This window comes from Collinsella sp. i05-0019-G5 (assembly GCF_042851345.1).
GTDB lineage: Bacteria > Actinomycetota > Coriobacteriia > Coriobacteriales > Coriobacteriaceae > Collinsella.
Genome location: NZ_AP031421.1, coordinates 465,347 through 487,023, shown reverse-complemented (window position 1 = coordinate 487,023; position 21,677 = coordinate 465,347). Strand labels below are relative to the sequence as shown.

At 60.2% G+C, this 21,677-nt stretch carries 15 protein-coding genes; 4 read left to right on the top strand and 11 right to left on the bottom strand.

Annotation, left to right across the window (positions count from 1 at the left end):
- Nucleotides 1-202: 202 nt before the first annotated feature.
- The 3 genes from ACGHIZ_RS02045 to ACGHIZ_RS02035 all read right to left on the bottom strand — a co-directional run bounded on the left by ACGHIZ_RS02045 (nt 203) and on the right by ACGHIZ_RS02035 (nt 3,938).
- Nucleotides 203-1,879: an isopeptide-forming domain-containing fimbrial protein gene (locus tag ACGHIZ_RS02045; protein WP_390448790.1), complete on the bottom strand. Its 1,677-nt coding sequence runs from the start codon at nt 1,877-1,879 to the stop codon at nt 203-205.
- A 75-nt stretch (nt 1,880-1,954) separates the two neighbouring features.
- Entirely contained in the window at nt 1,955-3,619 is a 1,665-nt protein-coding gene (locus ACGHIZ_RS02040) for a SpaA isopeptide-forming pilin-related protein (protein ID WP_390448787.1), read from the bottom strand.
- A complete protein-coding gene (locus ACGHIZ_RS02035; protein ID WP_390449947.1) occupies nt 3,612-3,938 on the bottom strand; it encodes an LPXTG cell wall anchor domain-containing protein in 327 nt (108 codons plus the stop codon). Before ACGHIZ_RS02035 ends, ACGHIZ_RS02040 begins: the two co-directional genes overlap by 8 nt.
- A 114-nt stretch (nt 3,939-4,052) precedes the next feature.
- Between ACGHIZ_RS02035 and ACGHIZ_RS02030 the strand changes: the two genes are divergently transcribed.
- Nucleotides 4,053-5,108, top strand: a complete 1,056-nt coding sequence (locus tag ACGHIZ_RS02030) for an IS1595 family transposase (protein WP_390446657.1) — start codon at nt 4,053-4,055, stop codon at nt 5,106-5,108.
- Nucleotides 5,109-5,155: 47 nt separating this feature from the next.
- Nucleotides 5,156-5,371 carry a type II toxin-antitoxin system RelB/DinJ family antitoxin gene (locus ACGHIZ_RS02025; protein WP_390446660.1) on the top strand — a complete coding sequence of 72 codons (216 nt, stop codon included), beginning with the start codon at nt 5,156-5,158 and terminating at the stop codon, nt 5,369-5,371.
- Nucleotides 5,372-5,376: 5 nt separating this feature from the next.
- Here the strand turns inward: ACGHIZ_RS02025 and ACGHIZ_RS02020 are convergent, their stop codons facing one another.
- From ACGHIZ_RS02020 to ACGHIZ_RS01985, 8 genes are all read right to left on the bottom strand, one after another.
- A complete protein-coding gene (locus ACGHIZ_RS02020; protein ID WP_390448784.1) occupies nt 5,377-8,520 on the bottom strand; it encodes a Spy0128 family protein in 3,144 nt (1,047 codons plus the stop codon).
- A 503-nt stretch (nt 8,521-9,023) separates the two neighbouring features.
- A complete protein-coding gene (locus ACGHIZ_RS02015; RefSeq protein WP_390448781.1) occupies nt 9,024-9,845 on the bottom strand; it encodes an HAD family hydrolase in 822 nt (273 codons plus the stop codon).
- Nucleotides 9,846-10,063: 218 nt separating this feature from the next.
- On the bottom strand, nt 10,064-11,344 hold the full coding sequence (locus tag ACGHIZ_RS02010; RefSeq protein WP_390448778.1) for an MFS transporter: 1,281 nt from the start codon (nt 11,342-11,344) through the stop codon (nt 10,064-10,066).
- Nucleotides 11,345-11,609: 265 nt separating this feature from the next.
- The gene (gene mobB, locus ACGHIZ_RS02005; protein WP_195568418.1) at nt 11,610-12,908 is read right to left on the bottom strand and encodes a molybdopterin-guanine dinucleotide biosynthesis protein B; all 1,299 of its coding nucleotides are present in this window, start codon (nt 12,906-12,908) and stop codon (nt 11,610-11,612) included.
- Nucleotides 12,909-12,912: 4 nt separating this feature from the next.
- The gene (gene moaA, locus ACGHIZ_RS02000; protein ID WP_238057592.1) at nt 12,913-13,968 is read right to left on the bottom strand and encodes a GTP 3',8-cyclase MoaA; all 1,056 of its coding nucleotides are present in this window, start codon (nt 13,966-13,968) and stop codon (nt 12,913-12,915) included.
- A 234-nt stretch (nt 13,969-14,202) separates the two neighbouring features.
- A complete protein-coding gene (locus tag ACGHIZ_RS01995; protein WP_195568419.1) occupies nt 14,203-15,240 on the bottom strand; it encodes a hypothetical protein in 1,038 nt (345 codons plus the stop codon).
- A 215-nt stretch (nt 15,241-15,455) separates the two neighbouring features.
- A complete protein-coding gene (locus ACGHIZ_RS01990; protein ID WP_390448772.1) occupies nt 15,456-17,354 on the bottom strand; it encodes an ABC transporter ATP-binding protein in 1,899 nt (632 codons plus the stop codon).
- A complete protein-coding gene (locus tag ACGHIZ_RS01985) occupies nt 17,347-19,176 on the bottom strand; it encodes an ABC transporter ATP-binding protein (protein WP_390448769.1) in 1,830 nt (609 codons plus the stop codon). The genes ACGHIZ_RS01990 and ACGHIZ_RS01985 overlap by 8 nt, the downstream gene beginning before the upstream one ends.
- A 259-nt stretch (nt 19,177-19,435) precedes the next feature.
- Here ACGHIZ_RS01985 and ACGHIZ_RS01980 point away from each other — a divergent pair, with 259 nt between their 5' ends.
- Both ACGHIZ_RS01980 and ACGHIZ_RS01975 read left to right on the top strand, forming a co-directional pair.
- The gene (locus ACGHIZ_RS01980) at nt 19,436-20,782 is read left to right on the top strand and encodes an MATE family efflux transporter (protein ID WP_390448766.1); all 1,347 of its coding nucleotides are present in this window, start codon (nt 19,436-19,438) and stop codon (nt 20,780-20,782) included.
- A gap of 55 nt (nt 20,783-20,837) precedes the next feature.
- Nucleotides 20,838-21,677, top strand: a complete 840-nt coding sequence (locus ACGHIZ_RS01975; RefSeq protein WP_390448763.1) for a MerR family transcriptional regulator — start codon at nt 20,838-20,840, stop codon at nt 21,675-21,677.

Below are 21,677 nucleotides of genomic sequence, written 5' to 3'. Positions count from 1 at the left end.
CGAGTCAAGAAACGCGATGACGAACGAGTCCGCATCGGACGATGGAGGCTGGCTGCGTTATCCCAAAAAAACGGGGCAGACTCCAGTGCGGAGTCTGCCCCGAAAAGAGAATGGCAAAGCAAGAACGTAAATAGACGAGAAAAGTGTCCGCAAGTCTCATGGCCATCACATCTCGCCTGCCAGAGGGATAGGTGGATGAGCGTTACCCCTGCTCGGACTCCTCGGCCTGCTTACGGCTGCGGATGAGGTGCGCCACGCCGATGCACAGCACCGCGCCACCAGCGATCCAAGTGAACGTCACGCCGTTAAGGCCGGTGAGCGGGAGGCCGGAACCCTTCTTGTTCTTGACGGTAAGGATAACGGTGCCGTCGTTGACGGCCGGATCGAGGACGAGGTCGGATTCGCCCTTGGTCGCGTTGACGGTCAGGGTGTTATTGCCCTCGTCCTGGTTGAGACCGGACGCGGAGATGATGAAGGTAAATTTGGGCAGGGTGTTATAGTCGTCGAGGGCATGGGTCTCCTTGACGGTGTAGGTGCCGGCGTCAAGGCCCTTGACGTTAATCTCGCCGTTTTTATCAGTCGTGAACTCATGCTCGTTGGAACCAAGCGAGCCATCTTCTTGGACGTACAGGTCCTTGGAGTTGGAATCGTCGGGGTCGGTAGCTTGGATGGAGAACTTTACTCCCTCGAGCTTAATGGCTTCCTTGGCAGAATCCTCCTTGATGAGCTTGAGCGCGTAGGTGTAGTCGCGCACGGTGTCGGGCACGGAGGTGCCGGTACCCTCTGCCATGGGGTTGTTGGAGTAAACGAGCTTGACGGTGTTCTCGTTGCCGTTGCCGCCCACGACGATATTGGCGTCCTTTTTGGGGTCGAGCTTGGCGGTATACTCGACATAAATCATCGTCTGCGCGGAGAGATTGGCCACGGCGGTCTTGAGGTCGGTGAACTTGACAGTCAGGGTCGACTTGCCGGTGGTTTCGTCGGCGGTGACGTCAGCAGTGTAGTTGTCTGCCATGATCACAGCTGCAGTATCACGATCCGTCCCGGCGTAAACCTTGATGCTGCCTTCGTCTGCGGTCAGGCCAGCGGACAGTTCGTCGTAGAACTCATACTTGTACGCGCTAAAGGACGCAACGTTGTCAGCAACAGTGCCGGTAAGCTGGTAGTTCACGTTCTGGCCCATCTGCGAATCGGCCTTGTCCGCCCAGTTGCTGTTCGGACTGTCGTCCTTGACCTTCTTGGTCACGGTAGGAATGCTGGTCTTCTCGGTAACGGTCACGGACTTGCCACCAACGAGGGCAAAGATGGGCGAGGTACCGGTGTTGGGCTTAGAGGCGTCCAGCACGTCGGTCACAAAGAGGTAGTAGCCGTTGTTCGGAGCGGTAAAGGTTGTGCCGGCATCGAAAGAAGTGCCCGTCTGGGTGGAATTCTTGGCCACGGCGTCCGCGATCTTGTAGAGCAGGTCGCTGTTTTTCACACAGGTCTTGTCAGTGGTGTCCCGCACGTTCTGGGCGAGGTAGTCCGCGACGTCCTCGGCGGTCGAGGAGTCGTTGATATTGGGGGCCGCGACCTGCTTGAGAACACCGATGACGGCCTTCTCCGTCTCATCGTTCGCCCATTTAATGTCCGAGGCGACCTTGGATTCGTTCTGGTCCACAACCTTGGCCTTAAAGATCTGATACGCCTTAAACTTGGTCGTGCCGTTCTTGTCGGCCTGCGTGATCGTGATCGTATTGTCACCCTCAGCAAACGCCATGGTCACCGGGGCCATCACGCCGCCGAAGCTCAGCGCCGCGGTGAGGCCGGCGGTTACTGCCAGGCGTGCGATGTTCTTGCTCATGCTCATCTTCTTTTCCTCTGCTTTCTGCTTGAATTCCATTTGATCTAAATCTGTTTGTCTGTGTCTTAGCATCTACTTCGCTACGTCTCGCCCCGCTCTCTGTGGGGCTGCCAGCTACTCTTTATGGCTGCCACCTCCCCGCTTGACCAGGAGCGCAACCACAATGAGCGCGGCTCCGGCGACCGCTGCGGCGGCCGCGGCGTACATTGCCATATCGCCAGTCGTGGGCATAAAGCCTCCGGTGGTAATGCTAGGGGGTGTGCCGGTGGGCGTGTTGATGAGCGACGCCTCCAGGCTGCCCGTCGACCCGTCCGCGCTGTCGGCGCGCAGGGGCGACTCGGCCGTGACGGTGAGCTTGGGCTTGGCGGCCGCCACCTGGTCGACGTCCAGGCCCTCGGCCTTGACCGTCACGCCGCGCATGCCCTCAAAGGCGGTGTAGCCCTTGGGCGCCTTGAGCTCGCGGACCTCCAGCTTGCCCGAGTCCACGCCCGAGACGGTCACGCGGCCGTCCTCGCCCGTGGTAACGGTGGCCTTGCCTTGCGCATCCCACGTGCCATCGGCCGCTAGCGTGCGGCCGCGGTCGTCGGCGATGCTCAGGACCGCCCCGGCAAGCGGCTTGTCGCCGTCGCTGCCGCGCTTGGTGAGCGCGAGATCCCAGGTGTAGGCGCACGCATCATCGCTCGGCGTGCGAGTGAAGCCGGCGTCGCCGGACTGGTCGGCAAGAGGAGAGCGCGGGTAGCGCAGGTAGACCTCGTTGGGGTTGCCCTTCGCGATGCCGTGGTTGCAGCCGCCGGAGAGCGGCGCATCGTACACGGCGACCACGCGGGCGCCCGTGGCGAAGGCGTCGGCCCCGCCGAGCGCGGCGATCAGGTCGCCGGTGCGCACGGTGAAGGTCTTACCGTCGACCGAGACCCCGCACTGGGCCGTAATATCGGTCCAGCCCTCCGCGGGCTCGGTGCCGACGCGCCCGTCTTTGCCGGCCGAGACGGCGTCAAAGCCGCCGTCCGCGCCCGCCGCCACGTACACGCGCATGCTCGCGGCCACCTTGGAGGAGTCGAGCCCCGCGCTCATGGTGTCGACGAACTGCACCGTATAGGTGCCGTAGGCGGTAAGACCCGCCGGGACCGTGGCAGAGAGGCGCCAGTACAGGTCGTCGGCGACCGTGGCGTCGGCGGCCTTCTGCCATGCGGCGGTGCTGTCCTCCAGCACGTGCTTGGCGACCTTGGGCGTCGCCGCCTTGGGCTTGACGGTGACGGCGCCACCGCCGACCAGGGCCATGATCGGCGCGGTGCCGGCCTCGCCCTGGGCGATGGCGTCGTCGGCGGCGACGATGAGCCAGTAGCCGCAGGACAGCTCGGCCGTCGTGCCCGCGTTAAGGGCCACGGACACGGCGCCAGAGCTCTGAAGGGAACGAGCGAGCTGTGCGCTCAGCGCGCTCGTAAGGTGGGAATCGGTGTTGAGCCACTCGGCAGCTTCCTGCGCAGTGGTCTGGGAATTGGGCATGCCGGCGCTGTGCAGCACAGGCAGCGCGGCGTCGCGCACGGCATCGCTTGCCCAGACAAGGTCGGTGGCGATCTTGGCGTCGCTGTCGTCATCGACGACGTTGGCGCCAAAGATCTGGTAGGTGTCGTAGCTGCGCGCCACGGTGCCTGTCACCGTGATGAATCCGGTCGCGCTCGGCGCGGCCTGCGCGGATGCGGGGAACACAACCGCGCAGATGCCGATCAAGAGGGCAAGCAGCGCAAACAAGATCGGGAAGGAGCAAACTTTCTTATTCACGACGCTCACCTCCCCTCGCGCTCGCCTTGCGACGAACGTGCATCCAGGCTGCAGCGACGCAAAGCATCGCCGCGCCGGCAAGGTACGTCAGAGTGACGCCCGACATACCAGAAAGGGGCAGAGTGGTGGAGTAGGTGTTGGTGAAGGTGGGGGTGGACTCGTCGGTGAGGTCGTAGGTCGTGCCGTTGGTCACTGACTTGCCGTCACGATCCTGAATCTGCTTGTAGGTAGCATTGACGTTAATCTTGCCTTGAGAGTCGTCAACCGCGTTGACCGTAATCTGATAGACCGACTGGTCGTACTTATAGTGCGCAAACAGCGTGTTCGGCTGCTGTTCGCGGACGTAATAAGTAAGGCTCTGTTAGACCAAGGTTGACATAAAAACGATGTCACCGCGAGGCGGTACCCTTCAATTAACGTCGAAGGAGCGCCCATGGATGCAGACGACCTGGTCATCACCCTCAAGAAGAGCCTGGCGAAGCTCAGCAGGACCGAGCGCCGTAAAGCCGTCGAGTTGGTCGGGGACGTCGTCCGCGCCGCCATGTTCGACGATGCGGCGGGAGATGGCTATGAGGTAGAGCGCTGCCCCCGTTGCGGCTCGGTCGCTATCGTCAAGAAGGGCAAGTCCAGGAACGGCGAGCAGCGCTACCTCTGCCGCGACTGCGGCAGGACGTTCTCCGGCTCCACCGACCGGATCCTCGGCACGAGCAAGTTGCCCCGCGAGACCTGGATGGCCTATGCCGAGTGCTTCGCCCTCATGCTCCCTCTCCGCGAGTGCGCCGGCCGCTGCGGTGTCTGCCTCAAGACCGCCTACACCATGCGCCACAGGCTCATTGAGTGCCTGAAGGAATACTCGCCCACGTTCCATGTGGGGCAGGGGCAGGCTTGCGAGCTCGACGAGACGTACTTCCCCGAGTCCTTCAAGGGCAACCATTCAAAAGGCTCCTTCACCCTGCCGAGAAAGGCTCGCCACCGCGGCAAGCAGGTCCACAGGCGCGGCCTCTCCCGCGAGCAGATCTGCGTCATGACGGGCGTTAGCGACACGGACGCCACCTTCTTCGAGGTCTCGGGCCGCGGCGTTGTCTCGCGCAAGCGTGCGGCGGAGGCCCTTCGCGACCGCATCGGCGCGGGCGCGGTCGTCGCCACGGACAAGGCGACCGCGTACATCGACGTGCTGCGCGACCTGAAGGTCGCCTCGCATGAATCCTATGATTCCAAGGACCGCTCGGAGGGCACCATCAACCGCATCAACGCCGTCCATTCGCTCCTCGGCTCGTTCATGGCCCGCTTCAAGGGAGTGTCCACCAAGCACTTGGGAGCCTACCTCGACTGGTTCCGCTGGTGCCGCACCTTCATGGCGGCGGGTTCGCGCGCGGCGGAGTCCACGGTCGCCCGCCAGCTCGCCAACGGCTCCTGCTCGACCCGCGTCCGCGACATGTTCGGCCTCGAGCCTCCCCTCATGGACTACTGGGACGGGCGGGCGGCCTAGCGAATTAAAATGGTGGCCACGGAGCAGCGACCGCGGAAGGAGCGGCAATGACATCGAACGTCCCGGCCACCACGATAAGAATCGATCCCGAGGTCAAAAGGGAGGCCGCAGCCGTGCTCGACGAGCTCGGGCTCTCCATGTCGGGCGCCATGAACATATTCCTCAGGGCGGTGATCCGCGAGGGCGGCCTGCCCTTCGACGTCAGGCTGGGATCTGAGGGGAAGGCTGACGGGGAGGGCGGGGACCGCGATGGACGGGGGTAGCCCGATTATTTTCCGGTTCGACGAACAGCCGATCGTGTCAAATTTGGTCTAACAGAGCCATAAGTAAAGGTCTTGCTTGCACCGCGGCCAGTGGAGTCAGCCGGAAGTTTGTTGAGTTGATCGAGTTTGTACTCGATCTTGTCGAAGCTCAGAGTCTGGGACTTGCCGCCGTCGGCAGTGGTGGTAATCTTGCCGTCGGGGTCGGTCTTAACCGTCTTAGCATTCTCAAAGTTCTTGTTATCAGCAAACTCGAGCGTAAACTCCTTCATCTCGCCACCCTTAACGACCTTGGTCGCCGCAGGCGTCCAGGAGCCGGTAGATTCGTACGGAGTGTACTTGTTGGTGAAGGTCTTTGATCCATCGGGGTTGGCAATCGAATAATAGCCGTTGCTATCCTGCACTACGCCCCACGGTCCTACGTTGTCCCACTCCCCAGAAGACTTGTCGAGTTTGTGCTTGGTCACACTGACGTTTTCAATTGTGTAGTTATGGATCTTGAGAGCTACCTGCTGGTTCGGGTCGTTCTTTTTCGGAACAGTCATGAGCTCGGTCGGGTTATCCTTGGCGCTTACCACAATCTCATACACAGCGGAGTCGTACGTGATACCAGGTTCAGCGCCGGAATCTTCGACCAAGTAGTATGTGATAGTGGTTATGTCAGCTGTACCACTCGTTGCGAACTGTTCATCAAGATCAAACGTGATGTTACCGCTTGCGTCATTTTTTGCAGTTCCAACCTCGGTGCAAACGTTACGATTGAATGTCGCGCTAGCCAAAGGGTCGGTTGAGTCCTTGCGGTAGACCCTAAAGGTAAACTGATTCTCTTCGAGCTTCTCGTTCACATTTGTCTGCGAATTACGTAGTACCTTGGTCGCCTTGAGCTTGAGGCTCGGATAGACATACGTGTCCTCAGGCGCGCCCATGTACAGGTCGCCGTTCGACATGATGCCGCCGCCATGGTCCCAGGAATAGTTGCCGGTGATGAACGTTGTCGCAACTTTTTGCGCATTGATCGCGGCTTCGCCTTGAGCTGTAACACCCGAGCTCAGGCCGATGCTTTTATATACCTGCACGCCACCGTTAGCGGGGATAGTAATGGCTTGCGTAAGCTCTTTACTTCCCTTGTATTTGGCGTCACCGCCGCCAAGCATTTTGCCAATCACCGCCGCGATCGGGGTCTTATGATCCTCCGCCGCAAGGAAGAAGTCCGCGTGGCCGTTTTCGCGAAACTCTTTGGCATTGTAGGCGTCAGTATCCTGGTTCTTTTTGTGTTCAAGGCCTTCGTAGCCACCAGCGGATAGGTGAGGGGTGCCTTCGTTACCGCTATTCTTTTCAGAATTATAATCAGCTTTTGCGTCCTGCTGATCTTTGGCAGACGAATTGCCAAAGATTGCTGTGCCCTCAGTGTTCGTTACCAACGTCTTGCCCGTAGGGCAGACTGCAACGCCACCGCCATAGCCGCCAGCGGTATTGGCGCTAATGTACGAGTTATATATGAATAGCCTACCAGCAGTCTTCTCCTTGCCCAAATCCGAGTTTCCCTGGACAAAGATACCGCCTCCGCCCCAGTCAAAGCGAGACATGCAAGAGTTATTAGTGATGTAGACTGGGCTATCGTTTGACGACCCATTTATCATCGCGTCAACCATCTGGCCCACTCGAATGCCAGCACCTTCAGATCGGTAGCTCACGTTAGAGGCAATAATTCCTCCCGTGATTTTCAGCCACGCCATACCCGTACGGGATTGCTCATTACGGTCGACATCCGTGACATAAACACCGCCGCCGGCTTCCTTGGAGTAGTTGCCGGTAATCTGGCCGCCCGAAATGGTGACATGAGTACCGTTTCTAGCGGCAAGTCCAGCGCCGCCATGATCGCCATAACCATCTTTGCCACAGAAATTGGCATATTTATTGTTAGTGATGTAGCCACCGGAAACAGTGACGCTGCCGCCTTCGGCCATGATGCCGCCGCCGAAACCAATACCAGAAGGAAGTGTGCTGTTGCCGGAGATTACGCCACCAGTTATGGTGACCGTGGAACCTCCAGCATACACACCGCCGCCACTAGGAGCGCTGTTGCCGGCAATTACGCCACCGGTCAGTTTTAGGGTCGAGGCCTTACCTTTATCGTTGGACACCTTAATGCCCGCGCCCGAGCTAGAAGCGCCACACACATAGCCACCGCTCATGTTGACGGTAGAGCCGTTCTCGGCATAGATGAGGTTGCCAACATTGCAATTATACTGTTGGGTAATTACACCGCTATCAAGATTAAACGTACCGCCCGCATAAACGTTGATGAGCCTCATCGTGGAGCCGGCAGCGGTACCCACGATGGCACCGTTGATGCTGACCTCGTGCCTATAGAGAGTCTCGGTTGTCCCCGTACCGTTCGGCGTCGATTCGGTCACGTAATACGTGAGTTTGGTCGGAATGCCAGAGCTGGTGTCGTAGTCCATCGAGGCAACTCGCCCATTATTGCCGCCATCCGAAGTCTGCTTTTGATCAGACCCTTGGTTAGAATCTTTAACTGTAAGCGCCGCGTTATTGGTGATGTTGAAGAGCGGCTTATTTGAATTGTCGCCCGAATGCGTGATTTTATGGCCGCTTAAGTCCAGCGTTATATTGCTGCCGCTCTTCTCAAGTTTGATTTCGCCGGGATAGTCAATATCAGCTGTAAGCTCGAAGCAGGCAGTTTGGTTTTCCCCAACGCCTTGAAGCTTAGCTGACAAATCATCGGCGTTAGTAATGTTAGTAATAGCTGTGGTTGTCTCTTCGCTCTCTGCAGCCTCCTCGGCTGACGCGACAGCGTTAACATCCATCGCATCATTATCTTCCGCCTGCGACTCGTCCTTGGACTGCTCCTCCGGCCGAGCATCGTCGTCGCCCGCAGCATCGCCGCTATCCTGGTTTTCGGCATCCCCGTTAGTAGTTTTTTCTACATCAGTAGACTCAGTTGAGGAACCACCCGCCGTCACAGTTTCCTCGGTAGAAGCTGTCTCGGCATCGTTGGCAATGGCCTGCGAGATCGGAGGCATGACGAGCGACAGTACCAGGCTCAACACGGAGGCTCCGCACAAAACGCCTGCCAGTACACGGCGCGTCGCTTTATTACTCTGCTTAGATTTGTCCGAATTCGCTTTCATCGATGTCTCCTCCCCAAGAGACCGCGATCTTGCTCTTTCACCATCAAACGTATCTGCGCAATCTGTAATTGCGCTCGTTTAGTAATGCAATTATAACGATTGTTTAAACATCTGAGCAACAAAACCGACATTTTTGTAGCGAGTTCTCAATTCTCTTGACATTTGCTCAGATTTACCTTCGTTTATTCGCTATCTATTTTTTGTTTCTGCTAGTAATTTAGTTGCGTATTATTTTTTAATGGCATTAGATTTATTTGCACAACATTTTGCTCAAGAGCAAACATCCTGTGAACGGTCGAAAATCGACCGTGAGCGGTAGGTCATCAACCGGGAGGAATACCCTACCAAACTGATGAGAATATCTTTAACCCATCGGTGGTTAGAAGCGTAATGTTCAGACAACTAAATTTGAATTTTCGCGCAGATTTTAGGCATCAATTCGCCCAAATCGCCTGAGGCCACCACAAAGGTGCCTGCCCCTTCGTGGTGGTTCTCCCCCGACGCTATAGCAGATGTTCCTCGATAAAGATCGCGATGCCGTCTTCGTCGTTGCTGGCGGTTACAAAATCGGCGGCGGCACGGGTGGCGTCGCTGCCGTTTGCCATGGCCACGCCCACGCCGGCGTCAGCCACCATGCAGGTGTCGTTATCGTCATCGCCAAACACGCAGATGTTCTGGAGCTCCATGTCGTTGAGCTCCGCCACGCGCACAAGGCCGCGCGTCTTGGACACGCGCGGGTCCATGAACTCGTAGAGCCGCTGCGTGGTTTGCAGGGCAGCCGCCTTAACAGTGTCATCGGCAAACGTCGACGCCCGCTCAATCACCCGCGGCATTACCTCGGGTGCCATGGTAAACATCACCTTGGGCTGCGGCTCGCGCAAAAACTCGGCAAAATCGACCACCTGGTAGGGCACGCCGTCGACGCGCGACAGGTGCTCGACGCATGCGTTGCTCTCGGGCACGCAGAACACGCCGTCTCGGGGGCAGACGGGCGTTGCCGGAAGGTCTGCCATGTGCCTGCAGATGCGCGCGATGGTCTCGCCCGGCAGCGGATAGCTCAGCTCGTTGATGTTGTGCGCACGGTCGATGACCTCGGCGCCACCGCAGCCCACCAGCACGTCCACCAGGCCTTCGATGCCCCAGAGCTCGTACATGGCCTCGGTCGCGTGGGCGTCGCGCCCGGTGCACAGGCCAAAGAGCACGCCGCGCTCGCGCAGGGCGCGGATCGCCGCCACGGTGCGCGGGGACACCGTATGCTGGCTCGTGAGCAGCGCGCCGTCGATATCGCAGAACACGGCTTTGATGTGGCTGAAGGTGGTGTCCATGAGGGCCTTTCTGGGTTGTGCGGCGGTGTGGGGTGTATTCGTGAACGGCGTACATGGTATACCAAGGCACAGGCCGTTGGGGCCCGATCGCCACAAAGGTGCCTGTCCCCCTTTGTGGTGGCCGAACTCGAAGGGTGGCCGGACCCGGGGCGCAAACCATCACAACATTCGACGTTTTTCGGCAAAATCGCGATTTTCGCTGAATGTTGTGATGGTTTTTACTGCCTTGCGGCACGATCAAAGTGCCGGCGGCCAAACAGCAGCAGCGCCGCGGGAACCGCCGTCACGACCATGCCCGCCCCGATGAGCGCCTGCTGTACGCCAAATGTCGCCGCCAGCCACGGGGCAATCGCCAGCGGCGCCACGCCGGCGAACATATTGCCAAAGCCCATGACCGAGTTGACGCGGCCGAGCTGTCCGAGCGGGGCCGTCGTTTGCACGATCGTGTTGTGGAGCGGGTTGACGACGCCCCAGGCCACGCCCAGGGCAATCTGGCCGACGAGGGCTACACCCACGTACGGTGTCCCCACATAGAGCAAACTTCCCAGGCCCACGGACATGAGCGCCACGAGCAGGGTTTTAAGGTTGACCAGGTGCGGCGGCAAGCGGAGCGCGAGGACGGCGCCCAGCACCGCGCCCAAACCGCTGGCCGACGAGAGCCAGCCCATCCATTCGACACCGACATGTAGGACATCGCGGTAGAAGAACGACTCCAGTGGATCGAAGGCGCCGTAGCCAAAGTTTGAAAGAAAAATAATGCAGAACAGCAGGGCGAGGATGCTATTGGTAAAGACCGTCTTGATACTGGTCGCGAAGGTGACGCGGGCGGATGTGCTGGGGTTGGAGCTTTGTCCCGCACGCCCCCCTTCCTCTGCCGAATCGGCATCCGCATCTCCGGCGACATGGCTGGTCTGCGGTCTAAAGCCCCAACCGGCGACGAGCGCCAGTACGGTAAAGATCATCATGAGCACGAACACCGCACGCGACGACGCAGCAGCTGCGACAAAGCCGCCCAGTGTGGGGCCGACGATAATGCTCACGTTGGAGAACATGGCGATGGCGGAGTTGATGTCTTTGAGCTCGACAGGATCGTCAGTGAGGTAGGCTGGATAGGATGTGGCGATGGGCTGGGCGAATCCCATCACAAAGCCCAGGAGCACCGCGCCGAGCAGGACGATGCCGGTCGCGCTGCCAAAAACGAGGATCGCCGCGCCGGTTGCCAACGTGCCCACGATGCTCAGCAAGAAATGACGGCGCGGGCCCCAGGCGTCAAGCGCCGCGCCACCCGCAAAGGATCCCAAGATCACGAATACGTTCATAAACAGGACGGCCAGCGATGTCGCCACAACCGAAGCGTCGTCTGCATAGGTGAGCGTTCCGATGACGCCGATAAAGTAGCTGGTCTGAAAACCGGTGTAGATGAGAAAGCGCATCGCCACCAGGCGCTTGGCCTGCACGGACAGCGATGATCGAGGCTTTGAGAAAAGAAAGGCGAGCATGGAGACTCCTTGTTTCATACGAATACGGGCGGCGGGCATTCGCCACCGTCTGTCAAATCAATCTATCCGCATGAAACATTAAGGACGCATCAAGCCCCTTCTCTCCGTTTTTCGCCCGTCATGAACTACTTGGTAGATTTTAAGGCATGTCCCACGCATCTACCAAAGCAAAAACCACCACAAAGGTGTCTGGCCCCTTTGTGGCGGAAATGACGTTTGCCCAGATAAAACCTGCCAAATTAAACCTGTCCCTTTTTGGCAGGTTTTAGGCTAGATGATCTTGGATGAGATCGCAGATGGCTCGGGCGTCGTTGATGTTGATGGCTCGGGTCGCAAAGCCAGCATCGAAGGCCTGACGCGCCAGGGCTTCGTTGCAGGCAAGGGCCAGCGTGTGACCGTCGACCAGGTCGAGCGAGCTCTTGCCGCGCAGACGGTCGACACCAGAGCGCGCGACCACGATGTTGTCGAAGCCCTCGGTCTTGTAGCCCTCGATGATCACCACGTCGACATCGTTGTAACGCGACAGCAGCTCGCGTGCGGGCATCTCGTCCTCCTCGCGCGTGTCGGCGTACTCCGCCCAGCGCGTGGCGCAGATGAGTCCCACGTGCTTGGATCCGGCCTGATGATGGCGCCAGGTGTCCTTAGCGGGTACATCGATATCAAAGCCGTGATGCCCATGATGCTTGAGCGAACCCACGCGCAGGCCGCGGCGGGTGAGCTCGGCGATAACCTTCTCGACGAGTGTGGTCTTGCCCGAGTTCTGGTAGCCGATAAACGCGATCGCGGGGACAGCCGGGGCCGGAGCTGCGGGCGCGACGGCGACGGGTGCGCTCGCGGGCGCGGCACCGTCAGCGGCCACGGCCTTAGCAGCAGCAACCTGACGCTCGGCACGATCCCACACGCCCGAGCGGCCGCCCTCCTTGTGCAACAGGCGCACGTCGACGATCTCCATGCCGCGATCTACCGCCTTGCACATGTCGTAGATGGTCAGACATGCGGCACTCGCGCCGGTCAACGCCTCCATCTCGATACCCGTCTTGCCCGTCACGCCCGCCGTGACCAGCACGTGAAAGCCGACCTGCCCGTCCGCGCGCGCCGGCACCCAGCCCTCGGGCATGTCCTCGGCCGGCGTCCCCGCCGGAGCGATGGGCGCAATATCGCACTTGCTCTTGGTAATGAGCAGCGGATGGCACATGGGGATGATGTCGCTCGTGCGCTTGATGGCCATAATGCCCGCCACGCGCGCGCAGGCAAGCACGTCGCCCTTTTTGGCGCGGTCCTGCAGCACCATGGCTTGCGTCTCGGGGTGCATGAGGATGGTGCCCTCGGCGATGGCAATGCGATGGGTCTCGGCCTTGTCGGACACGTCGACCATGCGCACCTCGCCCTTGGCGTCCACGTGCGTCAGCTCGTCGCGGCGCGCGTCACGGGCGGGCTCGGCGGCAGCGCTGGCAGTCGGCTGCACGACCGTGGCGACATCGCCGGCCGCAGCCGTGGCTTTATGGGCAGACATCGCGGCCCTGCGAGCGGCCTTGGTGGCATCGGCGTACCTGCTCTTGGCCATATGATCATCCTCCGATTTGGGACATAAATCGTTGCGTGCCCTCAATTATCGCGTGTTCCTGCGGTTTGTGGGCGACGGCATCGCGCCAAATCGAAAGTACCTGCATATCATCACCACGGCGCAGGGCGTCGCGCACCGAATACTCGGCATCGCTGAACAGGCACGGACGCACGTTGCCATCGGCCGTCAGACGCAGACGGTTGCAATACGCACAAAAATGATTGGACATGGCGCTAATGAAGCCGACCGTTCCCGCCGCGCCCGGAAAGTGCCAATAGCGCGCAGGGCCCGCGCCGGCAGGAGCGTCGTTGATGTCGAGCGGCTCGAGCTCGCCCAGTCCCGCCGCGGCGGCCCCGGCATTGATGCGCGCCCGCAGCTCGTCGCTCGGCACGGTATCGCTCGCGTCCCACAGCTCGGGATTGAGCGCGGGCGCATGCGGGTCCACAGCGCAATGCGAGCTTGTGTGCTCGTCGCCGATGGGCATGTATTCGATAAAGCGCAGGTGGATGGGGCGGTCGAGCGTGAGCCGCGCAAGGGCCGCCACATCCTGGTTGAGCCGGCGCACAACAACGCAGTTGACCTTAACGGGCTCAAAGCCCCAAGCTAGCGCCGCGTCGATGCCCGTCATGGTCTGCTCGAGTCGGCCCAGACGCGTGATCTTTCCAAAGAGCGTAGGGTCAAGCGTATCGAGTGAGATGTTGACGCGGTTAAGCCCGGCATCTTTGAGCTGCGGCGCCAACTTGGGCAGCAGGGCACCGTTGGTGGTAAGCGAGATGTCCTCGATCTGCGGGATTGCGCGGATGTCACGAATGAGCGGGATGATGCGGCGGCTGACCAGCGGCTCGCCGCCCGTCAGGCGTACGCGGCGAATGCCCTCCCCCGCCACCAAGCGCACAAAGCGGGCGATTTCCTCGGCGCTGAGCAGCTCGTCGTGTGCACGGGGCGCCACGCCATCGGCCGGCATGCAATAGATGCAGCGGAAATTGCACTTGTCGGTAACGGCAATGCGCAGGTAGTTGATATCGCGGCCAAAGCCGTCATGTTGCACGTGCCCGTCCACGCAGCCCTCCTCTCACGCGGCGTTTTATTCTTCGGAAAACATAATACCCCACGAGAGAATCATGCCGACACCCGTACGACAGGACAGGTCGCTTCGAGCAAAACGGACTTTCCAAGCCCATCCTCAGCACGCAAACCATCACAACATTCGATGCTTTTCTCGTTTTTGGCAAAAAACGTCGAATGTTGTGATGGTCTGCCTGCCGCAGCGCCCCGTAGAAGGACCAAAGCACCCCTAAAGGCCGCCGTCCCAGTGCCGAATCACGAATTCTCGCAGGTCGTTTTGACGTTTCTGAAACACCTCGCTTCGGTCGCACTTAAGGCCCATAGCGAGTGCGATGGCATTCATCGCCCGGTGCAATTGCAGCTGGTGGGCAAACTGAGTCCCGGTGAGGACGATCATCCTAAAGCCCAGCGCACTCAGCACGGTCATACGCTCCGCATCCGACGCGCTGCGCTGTTTATCAAGATGGTCCGAGCCGTTGTATTCAATCCCTGTACCGCTTGCAGGCGCATATACGTCAATCTCGAAATACCCGGCCTTTGCGAGATACTTGAACTCGTTGGGAACATCGACCCGATGGTTGAGCTCGATCTTGGCGTATCCCAGCCCGCCCTGGGAACGTTTTGCTACGACCATGATTGCGGTGGCCGTCTCCATGGGCGACCGCGCGCCATCGTGCACGCGCTTGAGCACAGCGGCCGCGCGTATAGCCCCCTGACGAGATCGGTTCTCATTGCAATAAGCAATCAAGTCGGCAACGGTATACCTCTGCCCCATCTCGATATAATCGCCTGTCGACAGATGATTCAAATGGTATCGGGCACAGATTTCGTAGCCATATTCCAGCTGCTCGGACTCGCTCATCCACGAGCCCGCCTGGACAAAGCACATGGCCTCATCAACCACCAGAAGGCCCTCCGCCACCTCGATAAGATGGCCTGGAGGTATCGGCGCCCCAAACACGTGGCACCTAAATCCAGCCGGCGTCGAGCGCTCAAAATCAAAGTTGACGAGCGTGTCGATATGATCGAGCTCTTCTCGCGGAATACCAAGCGAAACCAGATAGTCGGTAACGATCCCAACTGCCGTTGAAGCCCTCAGTCCCTTGGCATCGAGTCCCAATTTGGGCAGGCTCGCGGTCGGCTCCCCCTCGTTGGCAAGCGAGTCCTCATCGTATAGACTGCTTGCTCGCGAGAGCGGCTCGGACGGGCGCGCCACGTTGTGGTACAGCCAGGCAGTCTTATGGGACAGGACGATCGGCAGATCCATGAGCCCTCCAATGGAGTCGGATAACCAACCTTATTCCCCTGCTCACGGGTTCGCACACCTTCGTGCGCAAGAAAGCGATTCCACTCGATCGAGTGGCAGAAAAACCATCACAACATTCGATGCTTTTCCCGATTTTGGCAAAAAACGTCGAATGTTGTGATGGTTTGAGGCGAGGTGAGGGGCACGGAGGGATCAAAGCATCGTGCTCGAACGGGTTAATCCAGCTCTTTTAAGCCATGCGCCAGCTGCCAGTACTCGCCGTGCTGGGCGAGCAGCTCTTCGTGCGTGCCGCGCTCGATGATGCGGCCGTGTTCGAGGACCATGATGGCGTCGGCGTCGCGGACAGTGGACAGGCGGTGCGCGATCATAAACGTGGTGCGACCGCGCATGATGCGGTCCATACCGCGCTCGATGAGCTTTTCGGTACGCGTGTCAATGGAGCTCGTGGCCTCGTCCAGGATGAGCACCGGCGGATCAGCGACGGCCACGCGCGCGACGGCGAGCAGCTGACGCTGACCCTGCGACAGGTTGGCGCCGTCGGCCGTGACCGGTGTGTCGTAGCCCCGCGGCAGGCGGCGGATAAACGAGTCGGCGCAGGCGGCCTCGGCAGCGGCGCGCACCTCCTCGTCGGTCGCGTCGAGCTTGCCAAAGCGGATGTTCTGCGCAATGGTGCCGCTAAACAGGTGCGTGTCCTGCAGCACAATGCCGAGCGACCCGCGCAGGCTGGCCTTGGCAATGTGCTTGACGTCGATGCCGTCGTACGTGATCTCGCCGTCATCAACCTCGTAGAAGCGGTTGATGAGGTTGGTGATGGTCGTCTTTCCGGCACCCGTCGAGCCCACAAACGCGATCTTTTGCCCCGGCTTGGCAAACAGGTTGAGGTCCGTGAGCACACGGGTGCCCGGCACGTAGGAAAAGTCCACGGCATGGAAGCGCACGTCGCCGGCAAGCGGGACCAAGCCGCACGTGAGCTCGGTGCCGTCGGCGGCCACCGCGCGGCCCGACTCATCAACGGCTGCCACGTCATGCAAGTGCCCGTACGCGCCCACGCCCTGGCCCTCGGGAATCTTCCACGCCCACGCGGCGTCGCCCGTCTGCACCAGCTCCACGCAGCCCTCGTCCACCTCGGGCTCAAGGTCCATAGCCGCAAACAGGCGCTCGGCACCGGCCAACGCGTTGAGCAAGAAGTTGCCGAGCTGCGTAAATTGGTTGATGGGCATGGCGGCCTGGCGCACAAAGACCAGGTAGCTTGCAAGTGCGCCCACATCGGCGAGCCCCTTGATGCAGAGCATGCCGCCCGCCACGGCGACGATGGCATAGTTGACATAGCCAATCACGACGGTCATGGGCACCATGGAGTTGGCATAGCTCACGGCGGCGGTACCGGTGCGGCGAAGCTCGTCGTTGCGGCAGGTGAAGCCGGCGACATTCGCTGCCTCACGGTTAAAGACCTTGATGACCTTTTGGCCCGAGACCATTTCTTCGATATATCCGTCCAGGTCGCCAAGCGATGCCTGCTGGGCGGCAAAGAAGCGCTTAGAGCGCGCGCCCGAGTAGCGCGCATACAGCACAATGGCTGCATCGCACACGAGCGTGATAATCGTGAGCTGCCAGTTAAGGATGATGAGCATGGCCGTGGTGCCCACGACCTGAATGGCGGCCTGAATCACGTTGGCAAAGCTGTTGTTGAGCGCCTCGGAGACGGTGTCGACGTCGTTGGTGAAAAAACTCATGATGTCGCCCGAGCGCGTGCTGTCAAAATAACTGAGCGGCAGCGTCTGGATGTGCGCGAACAGGTCGCGGCGAATATCGGACACCACGCGTTGGGCCGCACGCACCATGATCTGTGAGTAGCCCAGGGCCGAGAGCACGCCCGCGGCGTAGATGATCGCCGTCAGGATGACCTGCCTGGCAAGCAGTTCCTCCCCGCCCGTGGCCAAACCGTTAACGATGGGGCGCACCATGTAGGTGCCGGCGAGGCTCGCGATGGCGGCGACAGAGGCGAGCACGCCCACCGCGAGCAACGAGAACTTGGCATGCCCCATGTAGGAGAGCAAGCGGCGTACAGTGCGCTTGAGGTCGGCCGGGCGTGCTTGGGCTGCGGTCTTAGGCATGGCGCTCACCCCCTTCCAAGGGCGATCCGCATGCGACGGAGGAAAACGGATCATTCGCGCAACCATCGTCACTGCCGTCGCCGGCTTCCGCGTTCCTCGCAAACTCCATCTGCGAGGCGTAAATCTCCTGGTAGATGTTGTCGCCCGCCAGCAGCTCCTCGTGCGTGCCCACGCCGTGGACACGACCGTCGTCCAACACCACAATGCGATCGGCATCCATGACACTCGCGATGCGCTGGGCGATGATGAGCACGGTCGTATCGGAAATCCGGGCGATGTGCTCGCGAATCTTAGCGTCGGTCGCCATATCGACCGCGCTGGTGGAGTCATCAAAAATGAGCACGCGCGGATGCTTGAGCAGCGTGCGCGCGATGCACAGGCGTTGCTTCTGGCCACCCGAGACACCGGCGCCGCCTTGGCCCAACTCGCCGTCCAGCCCGCCGATGCGATCAAGGAACTCGTCCACGCACGCCGCGCGGCAAGCCGCGAGGAGCTCATCGTCCGACGCCTGCGGATTGCCCCACTGCAGGTTCTCGCGCACGGTGCCCGTAAACAGCACGTTCTTTTGCAGCACAATGCCCACGGCGTCGCGTAGGGTCGCGAGGTCGTAGTCACGCACGTCACGTCCGCCCACAAGCACGGCGCCCTCGGTAGCGTCGTACAGGCGCGCAATCAGCTGCACAAGCGAGCTCTTGCCCGATCCCGTACCGCCGAGGATGCCCACCGTCGAGCCGCTCTCGATGCGAAGGTCGATATGCTCGAGCACATCCTCGGCTGCATCCGCGCGGTATTTAAAGGAAACGTCGCGAAACTCGATACTGCCGTCCGCTGGTGCCGCAATCGCGAGGTCTCCCGCGGGGTTGGCGATAAAGGGCTCCTCATCGAGCACCTCGACGATACGGCCCACACTCGTAAGAGCGCGCGTGAGCAGCAAAAACACATTGGAAATCATCATAAGCGAGTTCATGATCAGCAGCACGTAGCTCATAAAGCCCGTGAGCGAGCCCACGCCCAGCTTGCCGGCGAGAATCATGCGGCCGCCAATCCACAGGATGGAGAGCGCAGCCACGTACATCGACAGCTGAAACACCGGCAGGTTGAGCACCGCGTTGCCAAAGGTCTTCGTCGCAGTGCGCGCGAGCTCGGTATTGACGGTGTCGAACTTGGCCTCCTCGTGCTCGGTACGAACGTAGGCCTTGACGGCACGCACGGCGGTGAGGTCCTCCTGTACCACGCCGTTGAGGTGGTCCATCGAGGTCTGGAGTTGGCGGTAGAGCGGACTCACGCGATAGGTGATGACGCCCAGCACGATTGCCAGCACGGGCAAGATGATCGCAAAGACGGTGGCGAGCGGGCGCGACAGCATCAGCGCGTAGATAAGGCCGACGATAAGCGTCACCGGGCCGCGCACCATAGGGCGAAAGCCGTTGCCCACAGCATTTTGGATAACGGTGATGTCCGTGGTCATGCGGGTGACGAGCGAGCTGGCGTCGTAGTTGTCCAGGTTGCCAAAGGCGAGCGTTTGAATCTTTTTGTACTCGGCCTCGCGCAGGTTGGCGCCTAGGCCCGAGGCAACGCGGGCGGACGTGCGGGCATAACCCAAGCCCAGTACCAGCGAAAGCGCAGCGCACACCAACATGTACGCACCCTGTAGCAGCATGTAGTTGATATCACACGCAGGCACGCCCACATCGATGATGTTGGCCATGATGACCGGGATAAACAGCTCGAGCACCGTCTCAACCGACACAAAGAACACGCCGAGGATGGCATCGCGACGGTATGCCCCTAGATAGGAAAACAGTATTTTGAGATTGCGCACGCAGGTTCAACCCCCATCAAACGTTGTTCGCAAACGCACGTATTATTGCGCGCCGAATAATGGTGTCAAGTATTCCGAAATCGTTTTCTGCAAGGTTAGCGCCGGCGGCGAGTTCTCGTGATGTGTGTCCATATTCACTCGGAATAATGGTGCGCGAGACTTTTTTCGCTCCGGCGTCAACACAAACCTTGACTCTACAATCGTTGTAGGGTTTTCACTACACTGGTACGTAAACGAACCCAGCCAGAAAGCCCCGCCCATGGAACACGACCTCACACGCGGCAATGTCCTCAAGACCATCGCGGTCTTTGCCCTGCCCTATATGCTCTCGTACTTTTTACAGATGCTCTACGGCATGGCCGACCTGTACATGATGGGGCAGTTTAGCGGCGCCGCCGGCATCACCGCCGTGGGCAACGGCGCGCAGACGCTCTATATCATTACCGTGACGCTCGTGGGCCTGGCCATGGGAACGACGGTCATCGTCGGCCACGCCGTGGGCTCGCGCCGCTTCGATCGCGCCGAGACCGCCATCGGCAACACCATCACGCTCTTTATGGGTGTCTCGGTGGTGCTGGCCGCTGTCCTGCTCGCGCTGTGCCCGCAGATCGTGGCGCTCATTGGCACTCCCGCCGAAGCCGTCGAAGGCACTGCCGCCTACCTGCGTATCTGCTTTATGGGCATTCCCTTTATCGCCGCGTACAACATTCTTTCGGCCATCTTTCGCGGGCTGGGCGATTCGCGCTCGCCCATGTACGTGATCGGCGTGGCGTGCATCATTAATATCGCGCTCGACTTTCTGTTTATCGGCCACATGGGGCTCGGCCCCGTGGGCGCAGCGCTCGGCACGGTGACCGCGCAGACGGCCAGCGTTGCCCTCGCGCTCGTGTGGCTCAAGAGCCGTCGCACAAACATCCACGTTAAGCGCAGCGACCTGCGCCCCCAGCCCGAGGTGCTCAGCAGCATTCTTAAAATCGGCGTGCCCGTGGCTGTGCAGGACGGCTGCATCCAGGTGGCGTTTATGTTTATCACCGTCATCGCCAACCACCGCGGTCTGGTCGACGCCGCCGCCGTGGGCCTGGTCGAGAAGATGATCAGCTTTTTGTTCATTGTGCCGAGTTCCATGGGTGCCACCGTCAGCGCACTCACGGCGCAAAACGCCGGCGCGGGCAAGGGCGACCGCGCGCGTCAGGTACTCAAGGACGCCATGACGATCTCGGTGGTGTACGGCTGCCTGATCACGGTGCTGATGTGGCTGGTGGCGCCGGCGTTTATTGGCTTTTTTGCCAAGGACCCCGCGGTGGTCGCGGCCGGTACCGGCTATATGCACAGTTATATTTTCGATGCAATCTTTGCCGGCATCCACATTTGCTTTAGCGGCTTTTTCGCTGCATACGGCAAGAGCTACATCGGCTTTGCGCACAACGTGCTGGCTGTGGCACTCATTCGCGTGCCGGGCGCGTGGCTGCTGTCGAACGCCTATTCCGACACGCTGTTCCCCATGGGTATCGCCTCGCCGTGCGGATCGATTCTGTCGGCAGTCATCTGCGTGATTGCCTTTACCGCGCTCAACCGCCGCGGAACTTTTGACAAGCTGGCGGCGTAGCGGGGCGACGCATGCCTAGCACCTCTCCTCTGTTTTTACCGAAAGGAGCGGTCCCATGACCGACATGCCAACTGAACATACCGAGGGCCTGCTCCGCATTGGCGAGGTGGCGCGCCTGCTCAATTTGAGCGTGGGCGCACTGCGCCATTACGAACAGATGGGGCTATTGGAGCCGGCATATGTCGATCCGGCGAGTGGGTACCGCTACTACGGATCGCGGCAGCTCTCCACCCTCAACACCATCGGCAACCTGCGCGTTCTCGATCTGCCGCTGGCCCAGATTCGCGAGTTTGTCACTACGCGCGATATGGATTTGATGCAACGGCAACTGACCAAGCAACAGGAGTTAATTGAGCACAGGCGGCGTGAGTTGGAGCGCATGTCGCGCAAGATTGACCAGCGACTTGCCTTGCTTCATGGCGCTTTGAATGCTGATCTCGACACCATTAGCGAAATCGAGGAACCCAAACTTCGCTGCGCCGTGCTTCACGAGCGCGTCAATCCCACCGACGCCTATTCGCTGGGATGGCATATCCGCCAGCTTCAGCAGGGACAGCACGAAACCTTTGCCTATCTTGGCAATCTGGGTGTGGGCATCGCGCCCGAACGCCTCGCCGCCGGTGACTTTGATGGCTACGACGAGGTCTTTCTGCTGCTCGACGATACCGATGAGTACTTGGGCGATGTTGAGACGCGACCCGCCGCGCGCTGCCTGACCATAAGCTTCCGCGGCACGCACGGGCAAGCAGCCCCACGCTACGAGCAACTGCTGAGCTACATGCACGAACACAACCTGACGCCCGCCGGCCCCTCGCGCGAGATTGCCCTGATCGATGACATCATCAGCGACGATCCGGGAGCGTATGTGACGAGGATCGCGATACCGATCCGCTAA